Origin of the sequence: Clostridium sp. 1001271B_151109_B4, from assembly GCF_015670405.1 — a bacterium.
Taxonomy (GTDB): domain Bacteria; phylum Bacillota; class Clostridia; order Clostridiales; family Clostridiaceae; genus Clostridium.
In genome coordinates this window covers 77,675-89,935 of record NZ_JADPBQ010000014.1, presented here as the reverse complement: position 1 = coordinate 89,935, position 12,261 = coordinate 77,675, and the positions used below count along the sequence as shown (strand labels likewise).

Annotated in this window: 8 protein-coding genes; 2 read left to right on the top strand and 6 right to left on the bottom strand. The window is 29.1% G+C overall.

The annotated features are described in order from the left end of the window. Window positions 1–243 precede the first annotated feature (243 nt). Both I4V63_RS10890 and I4V63_RS10885 read left to right on the top strand, forming a co-directional pair. Window positions 244–1,158, top strand: a complete 915-nt coding sequence (locus I4V63_RS10890) for an ATP-binding cassette domain-containing protein (RefSeq protein WP_196001277.1) — start codon at window positions 244–246, stop codon at window positions 1,156–1,158. Further along, on the top strand, window positions 1,158–2,426 hold the full coding sequence (locus tag I4V63_RS10885; protein WP_196001276.1) for an ABC transporter permease: 1,269 nt from the start codon (window positions 1,158–1,160) through the stop codon (window positions 2,424–2,426). The genes I4V63_RS10890 and I4V63_RS10885 overlap by 1 nt, the downstream gene beginning before the upstream one ends. 48 nt (window positions 2,427–2,474) lie before the next feature. Here I4V63_RS10885 and I4V63_RS10880 read toward each other — a convergent pair whose 3' ends face one another. From I4V63_RS10880 to murQ, 6 genes are all read right to left on the bottom strand, one after another. Continuing rightward, window positions 2,475–5,351, bottom strand: a complete 2,877-nt coding sequence (locus I4V63_RS10880; RefSeq protein ID WP_196001275.1) for a hypothetical protein — start codon at window positions 5,349–5,351, stop codon at window positions 2,475–2,477. Then, window positions 5,348–7,432: an MMPL family transporter gene (locus I4V63_RS10875; RefSeq protein WP_196001274.1), complete on the bottom strand. Its 2,085-nt coding sequence runs from the start codon at window positions 7,430–7,432 to the stop codon at window positions 5,348–5,350. The genes I4V63_RS10880 and I4V63_RS10875 overlap by 4 nt, the downstream gene beginning before the upstream one ends. A gap of 334 nt (window positions 7,433–7,766) precedes the next feature. Then, the gene (locus I4V63_RS10870) at window positions 7,767–8,612 is read right to left on the bottom strand and encodes a MurR/RpiR family transcriptional regulator (protein ID WP_196001273.1); all 846 of its coding nucleotides are present in this window, start codon (window positions 8,610–8,612) and stop codon (window positions 7,767–7,769) included. Between the two features lie 4 nt (window positions 8,613–8,616). Beyond that, window positions 8,617–9,705 carry a MupG family TIM beta-alpha barrel fold protein gene (locus I4V63_RS10865; protein WP_196001272.1) on the bottom strand — a complete coding sequence of 363 codons (1,089 nt, stop codon included), beginning with the start codon at window positions 9,703–9,705 and terminating at the stop codon, window positions 8,617–8,619. A gap of 79 nt (window positions 9,706–9,784) precedes the next feature. After that, the gene (locus I4V63_RS10860; RefSeq protein WP_196001283.1) at window positions 9,785–11,146 is read right to left on the bottom strand and encodes a PTS transporter subunit EIIC; all 1,362 of its coding nucleotides are present in this window, start codon (window positions 11,144–11,146) and stop codon (window positions 9,785–9,787) included. Between the two features lie 38 nt (window positions 11,147–11,184). Continuing rightward, entirely contained in the window at window positions 11,185–12,090 is a 906-nt protein-coding gene (murQ, locus tag I4V63_RS10855; protein WP_196001271.1) for an N-acetylmuramic acid 6-phosphate etherase, read from the bottom strand. Between the last annotated feature and the right edge of the window lie 171 nt (window positions 12,091–12,261).

Here is a 12,261-nt window from a genome sequence, read left to right as displayed (position 1 = left end):
AAAAAGGAGTTGTATTCAGATTGAATTTATTAATTCAATCTGATACAGCCCCTTTTTTATTATTATCCCCTAAATTTTGCTAATTGTGTTTTCTTATTGTTTAAAATTTGTTAAAATTTTCTTAATAACCATTGTAATTATATATTTTGTACATTATAATAAGTTATAAATTACCGTTTTATATTTTAAAATAAATCTTTTATTACGGTAATAAATTCTATTTAAATATTTTGGGGGGATTTTATGAAATTAGAAGTGAAAAATATACGAAAAAGTTTTTCCGGCAATGAAGTGCTTCACGGAATTTCTTTTTCTGTAGAAAGTGGTAAGGCATTAGGTCTATTAGGTAGGAATGGTGCTGGTAAAACAACAACTATTAGAATATTGATGGATGTTTTTAAATGCGATTCCGGTGAAATATTAATTGATGGTAAACCTTTTATACCTAAAAATCATCAAATCGGATATTTACCTGAGGAAAGAGGATTATATCCAAAAAAGAAAGTTACTGAACAAATTGTATACCTTGCTTCATTAAGAGGTATAAGTAAAAAAGAAGCCAAAGAAAACACTTTAAAATGGCTTAAACAACTAGGTATTGAAGACTATGCAAATAGGAAACTAGATACTTTATCGAAAGGTAATCAACAAAAAGTTCAATTAGCTCAAACCTTAGTATGTAATCCTGAAATTATAGTTTTAGACGAACCTTTTAGTGGTCTTGATCCTGTTAATGCTCAAATTCTTAAGGATGTAGTTACTGAATTAATTCAAAACAATAAAATTGTTATTTTCTCTAGCCATCAAATGAGTTATGTAGAAGAATTTTGTGAAGATATTGCTATAATTAATAAAGGTAATGTTGCATTAAGTGGTAACTTAAAAGAAATAAAAAAGGACTTTGGTAAAAATAGACTTATATTAAGTGCAAGTAACTATTCTCTAGAAGAACTAAAAAAAATATGTGAAGAACAACTTGCTAATTTAGTTAGTATTTACGAAGTAAAAAAAGATTTTTTAGTATTAGAACTTTGTGAAAATACTACTAAGAATAACTTATTAAAACATATTTTAACTACTAATATTGATATTGAAAAATTTGCAATATATGAACCTACATTAACTGATATTTTTGTATTAAAGGCTGGTGATGAATAATGAAACAATTTTTTAATGTATTAAGCTTTGAATTAAGTAACTATTTTAAAAACAAGGGATATATGATTACTACAATTCTTTTTTCTATATTATTGATAATAGGATTATCTTTACCTTCATTTTTTAATATGTCTAAACTTATTCCTCAATTAGACCAAAGCTCTACAGAAAGTATTGAGTCTGTAGAAGAAATCTCTGAAGAAAATAAAAAAAACTTTGTAATAATAGATAATAATAATATTTTTGAAAATTTAGATATTTTAGAATCTGCTTTCTTAAATTCTAAATGGACTAAGGTTAACAGTTTAGATGAAGCTGAAAAATTAATTAAATCAGACAATGTAGAAGCCGGTTTTTCAGTTGATAGCTTAACTAAATATTCATATTTAGTTAATAATTCAGGATTTACAGATACAAACCAAATGATTTTTGAAAATCTATTATCAAACTTAAGCCAACAAGCTTATGCAAATGAACATAACTTAAATATAAATGATTTACAATCTGTTATACATCCCTCATTTGATTCTGATGTTACTATCCTTGGAAAAGACAGTGCTAATAACTTCTTTTATGTGTACATCTTTATTTTTGCAATGTATATGATGATTTTATTATATGGACAACTTATTGCAGTTGCTGTAACATCTGAAAAAAGTAATAGAGCCATTGAAGTCTTAGTTACAAGTGCAAATAGTAATAGCCTTATTTTCGGTAAAGTAATAGCTGCAGCTTTAGCTAGTTTTATTCAAGTTGGAGTAATTCTTGCTTCTGGAATGATAACTTATTCTCTAAATAGCAAAGCATGGAATGGCCTTTTAGATGGCATATTTAAAATTCCATCAAATATATTATTAACTTTTATTTTATTTGGTGGTTTAGGATACTTCTTCTATTCATTTATATTTGGAGCTTTAGGAGCATTAGTTTCTAAAACAGAAGATATAAGTTCTAGTATTGGACCTATAACAATGATTTTTGTTATTGTATTCTTTATAAGTATATTTGGATTATCAAATAGTGATAGCTTACTTATCAAAATTGCATCATTTATCCCTTTTAGTTCTTCAATGACTATGCTAATAAGAGTTGCGATGGGAACTGTATCTAATTTTGAAATTGTAATTTCATTTATTATTTTACTTGCTTCAACTATTTTAACAGCTCTTGCATCTGCTAAGATTTATAGATTAGGTACTTTAATGTATGGTAATCCAATTAAGCTTAGAAATGCTTTAAAATGGTTTAAAAAAGAAAAAACTTCTTAAAATATAAGGAGCATGATTAATTTACATGCTCCTTAATAATAAAATTTACTAATTAAATAGACCCTTTATTTTATCAATTAGTGACTTATCACTTTTATCTGATTTATTCTCTGTATTCTTAGTGCTTGAATCATCTGTTGTCTTATCAATATCTGAACTTTCAATAGCATCACTTCTCATTATAAATTTAACAGATCCTTTCATATCACTTGATAATCCTGAATAAACACCATAATCCTTTGCCATTTGCACTAATTCATCCTTTGCTTGACTAAATCCATCGATACTATCTAAAGCTTCACTTCCTAAATCATTAATTTTGTCTAATCCCTCATTCTTTAGCTTATCAACACCTTCATATAATGATTGTGTTCCACTTTTTAATTGTTCTGTTCCATTTAAAATCTTTTCTGAATTACTTTTCAATGTTCCTGTACCTTCTGCTAATGTCTTACCACCAGTTACTAAAGCACTTACCCCTTCATTTAATGTCTTTCCTCCATTAGCTAACTCCTTTGTTCCATCATACAATGTACCTAATGCTGAATCTATCTTCTTTGAATTTGTATTTAATTCATTAGCTCCACTTGATAATTGATTACTTCCTGTTGCTAAAGCACTTACTCCATCAGCTAATGTCTTACCTCCACTTGATAATTGATTTGTTCCATCATATATTGATCCTATTCCAGAATTTATCAACTTTGAATTGGTGCTTAATTCATTAGCTCCATCTAACAATGTATTACTTCCTTCACTTAAAGTTGTTGTACCCTCTAATAAAACTCCTGTACCTTCAGCTAATTTTTGGCTCCCATTAGATAAGTCTCCCATAGCAGAATTTATAAGTTTAGAATTATCATTTAATGAATTAGCCCCATTTAACAATGTATTGCTTCCACTCTTTAAATTACCTACACCACTTTGCAAGCTTGATGTTCCTACTAATAAAGAATTACTACCATCATATGCTGAGCTTATTCCATTACTTATAGCTTGTGCTGCTGCATTTAAAGAATCCCCCTTTGATGATAATTGTGATAATCCAACTTTAACTTCTGCAGATCCACTAGCTAAATTTCTTAAACCATTTTCTAGTTCATTTGCTCCACTTGCTCCTGATTGAAGTGCAGAAGATAAATTTGTTAATCCTTCGCTTTGACCATCTGCAATTGCTTTAATTTTAGCGCTATATTCTCTCAGCATTTCTGCTTGAGTAGGATCTATGTCTTGAATTGATGTAACCATTGTATCAATCGACTCTGCAACTTGCTTTAAGCTACTTGTAATATCTTGAAGCTTTCCAATTCCATCTCCAGCTCCTTGCAATCCATTATTTAATTCTGTCATACCACTTAATGCAGATGATATACCACTATCTATTGAATCATAATTTTCATTTAAACTACTTACGCCTCCTACATACTCATTAACTTTAGAAGTAAATTCTTCTTGTGAAGATTTTAAAGTTCCAAGTCCACTACTCAATTCTGTAGCACCTGCATTTAAACTTTTTGATCCCTCTTCTAAATTAGACACTCCTTCATCTAAATTTTTAGCTCCATCAGCTAAACTTGCTACTCCCGAATCAAATTCTGTGTATTTTCCTTGTAATTCACTTACCCCTGAATTCAATGCAACTGCTCCATTATTCAATGTTGGTACACTATCATTTAATGTATTAACGCCCTCATTTAAAGCACTTGCACCTGTTGCTAATGATGATATCCCAGCATCAAATTCTGTATATTTATCCTTTAGTTCACCTGACCCACTCTTTAATGTATTAACTCCACTTAATAATGTTGGTACACTACCACTTAAAGTATTAACTCCACTATTTAAAGTACTTGCACCTGTTGCTAATGATGATACTCCTTCATCAAATTTATCATAATTCTCTTTAATTTGACCTGCTCCACTATTTAATGAATTTACTCCACTTAGTAATGTTGGAACACTTCCATTTAAAGTATTTAATCCATTTCTAAGTTCAATAGCTCCACTATTTAATGTTCCTACTCCTGCATTAAATATAGAATAATTACTTGCTAATTCTGTTTGTCCATCTAATAATTCCTTAGATCCACTTAATAAATCTTCCCCACCTTTTTGTAAATCATTTAATGATGTCCTTAAATCATCCAAACTATCAATACCTTCAATTTCATCTATATTTTCACTTGATGTAGTAGCTAAAACTATTATTGCTGGTATCTCAAAATTATTAGTTTCACCTGTAATTTCAAATGAATCAGATAAATCAATACTACTGCTACCTAATAAGTCATCTAATACATCTCCCAAATCTAAAGATTCTTTTAATCCTGGTATTGTTACAAATGTTACTAAGGAATTATTCCCATCATTAATAACCTTACCAGAACTAACTTCCACATTACTAAAGTTACTATTAGATAAAGTAAGTTCTGCTGCAGTTAACAATGGTAAATAAATATTTCTCTTTTCATTATTTATAAATACTGTCTTACTTTCATTATTAGTTATATTAACAGAAATCTTAAACTTACCACTTTCCCCCAAAACCTCACTTGGCTCAACCTTTTTACCATTAAACTCATAATTAACTGATATTGTTACTGGTAATTGATTATTACTTTTACCCTGATAATAAAGTTCATTAGAATCAATATTCCAACTTAATTCATCTCCATTTTTAGTTGGTTCTTCATCACCTTTTACATTCTTAACGTCACTTAATGTAGACTTATCTGTAAATTGCCCTAAATTTTCACTTCCTTTAATCCAATCACTAACAATTTGCTCTGTTGGATTTCCATTTTCATCTAATATAACATAAACAGTTTCATCCTTTTTTATATCTTGAGCGAAAACTACTGAATTTGATGTAACTGTTATTAACGCAACTAAACACGCTAATTTTTTTGATAACCCTTTTTTCATATTTCTTTTCCCCCTTCAACACACTCAACAAAAGACTTACTTGTCTTAACTATTAATTTTTCACAAAGCAATAATATTCCTGGCAATATAAATAGAATTACAAACATACTTATAATTGCCCCCCTAGCCATTAATGTACATAATGAACTTATCATTTCCATATCTGATATAATTCCAACCCCTGCTGTTGCCCCAAAGAAAGTTAAAGCACTAGTTAAAATTGATCTTGATGAACTTTGAAGTGCTATTGTCATTGCTTTTTTCTTATCTGAATTTATTGCTAACTCTTCTTTAAATCTAGAAGTTAATAATATTGCATAATCTACAGTTGCTCCTAATTGAATAGTTCCTATAACTATTGATGATATAAATGGAATGCTTGTTCCCATATAGAACGGAATACCCAAATTTATAAAAATAGCTAATTCAATTACTAAAACTAATAATATAGGTATTATTGCTGATTTAAATACAAATAGTATTATTACAAATATAGCTAAAATTGATGCTACACTAACCCTATTAAAATCGCTATCTGCTATTGTAATCAAATCTTCTGTTAATGGCGCCTCTCCACCAACTAATCCACCTTTATCATATTTTTTAACAACATTGTTTATTTTCTTTAATTGAACCCCTACCTCATCAGATGCTGCCTTATACTCAGAATTAAGCATTATTTCTTCATATCCACCATCTTTTATTTTCTCTAATAAATCACTTGGTATGAAACTTTGAGGAATTCTAGGTCCTAGTAAATCTTCTAAACCTACTACTGAAGTAACCCCATCAATAGCTTTTAATTCATCAATCATTGCATCAACCTTATATGCTTCTAAATCATCTCTTACTAAAATTATGTTAGTAGACATCATGTTATATTCTGACTTTAATTTATTATTAGCTACACTAGAAGGTAAATCCTTTGGAAGTGATTCATCTAAGTTATAATAAACCTCTGTATTGTTATTTCCTATAATGGCTGGTATTAAGCTAATTGCACCAATAATTACAATAATCTTGTAATGCTTTATCACAAAGGCTGAACTTTTTTCAAACTTAGGTAATAACGTCTTATGCTTATATTTGTGAATAAGCTTATCAAATGTTAATATCATTGCTGGCAATACTGTTATAGTACATATAACACCAAATACAACCCCTTTAGCCATTACAAATCCAATATCTTTTCCAAAACCTAATTCCATAATGCATAATGCTAAGAATCCGGCAACTGTTGTTAAAGAACTACCAGCAATAGATGATATAGTTTTTTCTATTGCTACTGCCATAGCTTCAGTCTTATCAGGCTGACTTTTACATTCTTCATCATATCTATTTAGTAAGAAAATTGAATAATCCATAGTTACAGCTAATTGTAATACTGCCGACAACGCCTTTGTTATATAAGAAATTTCACCAAATATAATATTTGATCCCATATTATAAACTACTGCAATTCCTATACTTAACATAAATATAATCGGAATAATAAAGGATTCCATAGTTAAACTTAAAATTATTATTGATAAAATTACTGCTATTAAAATATAAATTGGTGTTTCCTTATCAGCTAAATCTTTTGTATCTTTTATTACTCCCCCTATCCCACTTAAAAAAGCTTGTTTACCTGTTATATTTCTTATTTCCTCTATTGCTTTTTCAGTACTTTCACTAGCATCTGTATCTTTTAACTTAACAATCATTAATGTCGAGTCATCTGAAAAAAGCATATTCCTTATGGAATCTGGTAATATCTCCTTAGGAACAGAAATATCAAGTACATCATCAATCCAAATTACCTCTGATACTCCATCTACATTAGATACTTTTTCTTTAAGTTTAGCCACATCCTTATTTTCCATCCCTTCAACTATTAACATAGCTAAAGATCCACAATCAAATTCATCCTTCATAATTTTTTGAGCTTCTCTAGTTTCTAAATCATCAGGTAAATAGCTTAAAATATCATAATTAACTTTTGTATTAAAATAACCTATTGCAGAAGGAATTAATAGAAATATTGCAACTATTAAAATCAAAACTCTACTTTTGGCTATCACTCTTGAAATTTTTTCCACACTGTTCCCCCCTTATCGTTCTTTGCCTTAAACTTTATACCCTTTAAACTATTTTTTCAATTTCAGTTTCATTACTTTTTTATCCAATTTAAAATGTTTTATTGTGTTTACCATATATTGTCACTACTATTTCTTTAAATTCCTTTCTTTTACTGCAATTTTCATTTCCACTTTTTTCAAGCGTTTATTTGCCCCATTTCTTCTCTTTCTATAAAATTCTATTAATCAAAAGTTTACATCTTGTTAAAATTTAAGACAAAAAAAACTAATATTAATATTAGTAATTCATTTATGAACCATTAACATTAGTATTAGTTTTAATACATCTATATTCCTATATCTTTATTTTTTTCACTGCATCTCTTGTTACTAAAAGCTTTTCTTCCACATCTTTTATATTACTTCGTGCTATCCCTAAGAATAGCATATCTATAATAGCTAATTGTGAAATTCTTGAAGTCATAGCACCTTCTCTTAATGATTTTTCAACAAAAGGTACATGCAATGTTACATCAGAATATTCTTCTAAACTATTATTTATACTAGCTTTTGTAATTACAATTAAAGGTATATTATTTTTCTTTGCATTTTCAGCACATAATATTACCTCTTTTGTATCTCCGGAATATGAAATAGCAACTGCAACATCTCCTTCTTCCATCAAAGCTGAAGAAGTAATTTGAAGGTGTGTATCAGAATGAGCAATACATCTTTTATTTATTCTGCTCATCTTATAATATAAATCTAATCCAACCAAATTTGATACCCCTACACTAAAAACATAAATATTTTTAGCTTTACTTAATAAATCAATAGCCTTATCTAATTCACATTCATTTATTAAATTTACAGTTTCATCTATTATTGTATGAATTGATTGCTTAACTCCACTAATTATACTTTTAGTACTCAAATCCCTATCTAAATACTCAAATTCCTCTTTATTTTTATCATTAGTTAAACTAATAGATAGTTTTATCTTCATTTCATTTAAACTATTAAATCCTAATTTTTTAGAAAACCTTACTACTGTTGGTGCTGAAGTATTAGTTACATCTCCTATTTCCTTTGCAGACATCTCAATAATCTCATCATTTTTATTAAGAAGATAATCTGCTATACGTTTTTCTCTCTCTGTAAAACTTTCATAATTTTGTCTTATATACTGCAATAAATTCATATTCTCACGTCCTATTATTGTTAATAATATTAAAGTAAAATTTTTTACCTCCATTTATATATTTTAATAAATAAAAATTATTCTGTAAAACAGATGCTACAACATTGGTTCTGTAATCACTTACTTGATTTACCTTTAAAATTTGCAATTCACCCATATATCTTTTATATTCAACATTATCAATAGTAATATCCCCATATTTTTTATCAATAGTATTTATAGGATTTATAATATCATTATTCAATATTAATCTACTTTCAGCTGCTCTTATAGCATCTCTAGCTTCATCTGTTCTTGATGAAAATATTTCACCTAAAATTCTTTCTACAACCTTATCCCTTACCTTTAATTCAATATCTAGTTCTATGGCGTCTTGATTTAAATCAGCTAAATCCTTAAGCTCTCTTATACTTGGTAAAGAATCACCTATAAATACCGATTCATTATTTAAAGCAAATAAATGATTTGCAGCTTTCCTTACATCTAAACCTCTGTGATCTTCTAATGTTGGTAAGCCATCCATAAGAGGACTTCTTCTCCTGTTGTTTGATTGAACAAATGCGCAAGTTTTAATTCCCCTTTTGTTAAGAATTTTATTCTTTTCTATCATACATTCCTCTGATATACCAGTCCCCTTTCTCGGATAAAAATTATGAAGTGCATCTATATTTTTATAATCTGGATTATATTTATCTAATTCTAAAAGAAAATCTTCAGTTACAGTTGATGCATTAAGCTGTATTTTAATATTACAATTATTCTTACTCATTTTAGCTATCTCTTTTGGAGTATATCCAAAGTCTATTCTAATAGTTTTAACCCCATAATTCCTTAATCCCTCTAAATCCATATTCTCTAATTCTAAAAATTTAAATGTATTTGGAGAAATATCACTTATTATATCCATTTCATAACCTTTGGCTATACCAAAAAATTCATTAACTTCTTTTTTTAATATTTCATAATTTGCTTCTGGTATATGTAAAGATGTAAATATTCTTGTAAAACCTAATTTCTTCGCTTCATTTAACAACTTCACATTTTCTTCCATAGTGTTATCTAATCCAAAATAAACTGAAAAACCCAAACTCATAATAATTCCTCCTAATTTAACTAGATATAATTTAAGGGTGATATGTTTATTAATAGCATACCACCCTTTTAATATAATTCTATTCTACTGGATCTTCAAATCCTAATATACTAGTAAAGAAATATCCTGCTGCGTATGATGCTAAAACCCCTATTAAGAACACTAATATTTTTCCATCAGCAATTAATAAAGCTAATGGCAATCCTGAAACTCCTAATGCAACAGCACCAACTTTGAATAAAGCCATTACTGCTCCACCTACAGCTGCACCAAGACAAGCCCCTAAGAAAGGTTTACCTAAAGGTAATGTTACACCATAAATAAGTGGTTCTCCTATTCCTAAAAATCCTGGTATTAATCCATTTTTTGCAGTTTTCTTTAATCTTTCATTTTTAGTTTTTCTTACAACAGCTAAAGTAGCTCCAACTTGAGCCATACCAGCAGCTGCTAATGCAGGTAATAATACTGTATATCCAACATTTGCAATTAAATCAGCATGAATTGGTGTTAATGCTTGATGCATTCCAGTCATAACAAGAGGTAAGAATAATCCCCCTGATATAGCACCGGATAAAACTGAAACTATTGTATTATTAGAAGCTATTGTATTTGAGACTAATACTCCCATAGCATCTGAAATTGCTCCACCTACTGGTTGTAATATAAATAAAGCTGCTAAAACTGATATTGTTAACGTTACTAATGGAGTAACAAATAAATCTAAAACATCTGGTACAAATTTTCTACATTGCTTTTCTATAAACACAGCTAATGCTACAACAAGAATAACTGAAATAATTCCTCCACGTCCTGGTGTCAATGCTTTACCAAACACAGTTATATTAGCTAATGTTGCTGATGATATCACTCCCCCTAATGCCCCACCTATCATTGGCATTTGAGAACCAAATTCTTTAGCCGCATTTACCCCTACTAAAATTGGTAAAATTGCAAATACTGCATTACCTATTAATCCTATTATCTGAGCTGCATTAGTTGTCTTATATACATCTCCAAAATAAACTCCAGCTATATTATTTACAGCGAGCACTAGTCCACATGCTACAAATAATGGTATTAAAGGAATAAATATATTTCCTAACTTTTTAAGTATATTTTTAAATTTTGTATCATTTTTTTCTTTTAATTTTGCCTTTGTAGCTTTAACAGCTTCTTCTCCTATAGCTGTCTTTACCCCTACTATTTTTTTAACTTCCTCTGTTATCTTATTAACCTTACCTGGTCCATAAATAACTTGTAATTGACCTTTTGCTTCAACAATTCCTAAAGTTCCCTCTGCTTTCTTAATTTCTTCAATCTTAGCCTTCGATAAATCAACTAACTCTAGTCTACAACGAGTCATACAATTTTCAACTGCTTTGATATTTTCTTTTCCTCCAACAAGTTCAACCAACTTCTTAGCTATTTCTTGGTTTGTAATACTTCCTTGCTTTGTCATTTTCTCTCCCCCTATACACTTTAAATAGTTTCCATTGCCTTAGCAATATAGCCTTTATTTTGTGATAATTTTTCTTTTGCCTCATCTATGTCTAATCCTGTCAGTATCATTAATATTGACAGTTTAACATCATAATTTGTTTCTTTTAATACTTTTTCTGATACTTCTCTATCTACTCCTGTAGCTTCACAAACTATTTTTTTTGCCCTTTCAACTAGCTTTTTATTAGTAGCTCTAACATCTACCATTAAATTTCCATATACTTTTCCTAGCTTAATCATAGTTCCTGTTGATAGCATGTTTAATACTAACTTTTGTGCAGTTCCAGCTTTCATTCTCGTTGAACCAGTAACTACCTCTGCACCTACTACTGGAGCTATTGATACTTTTGAAACCTTCGCTACTTCTGAGTTTGCATTACACGTTATTGATACTGTTAATGCTCCTATTTTGTTTGCATATTCTAATCCACCAATAACATAAGGTGTTCTTCCTGATGCAGCTAGTCCAACTATTGTATCATTTTCAGTTATATTCTTTGATTTTAAATCTTCAATTGCTAATTCCTTAGAATCCTCTGCTCCCTCTTTTGCCCTAAATATTGCCTCAGTCCCTCCAGCTATAATTCCTTGAACTAATTCTTCAGATACACCATATGTAGGTGGACATTCTGAAGCATCTAATATACCAAGTCTTCCTGATGTTCCAGCTCCTATATAAATTAATCTTCCGCCTTTTTGCATTCCACTTACTATTCCATCAATAGCCTCTGCAATTTTCACTAATTCCTTCTCAACTGCTAAAGCAACCTTCTTATCTTCATTATTAATAATCTTTACCATATCTAATGTTGATACCTTATCGATATTTAAAGAACTACTATTTCTACTTTCTGTTGTTAAATTTTCTAATTTTATTGTATTCATATCTTAAATCCTCCCCATTAACTTTGTTTACGTTTACACTCTATGGTATTATATTAACACTAACGAAATATTATTTCAAGTATATTTTATTTTTTTATTTTTTTATTTCATAAACATTAAAATATTTTGCTTTCTATAAGAACAAAGTGGCTATCGCCACGCCCACTTCGT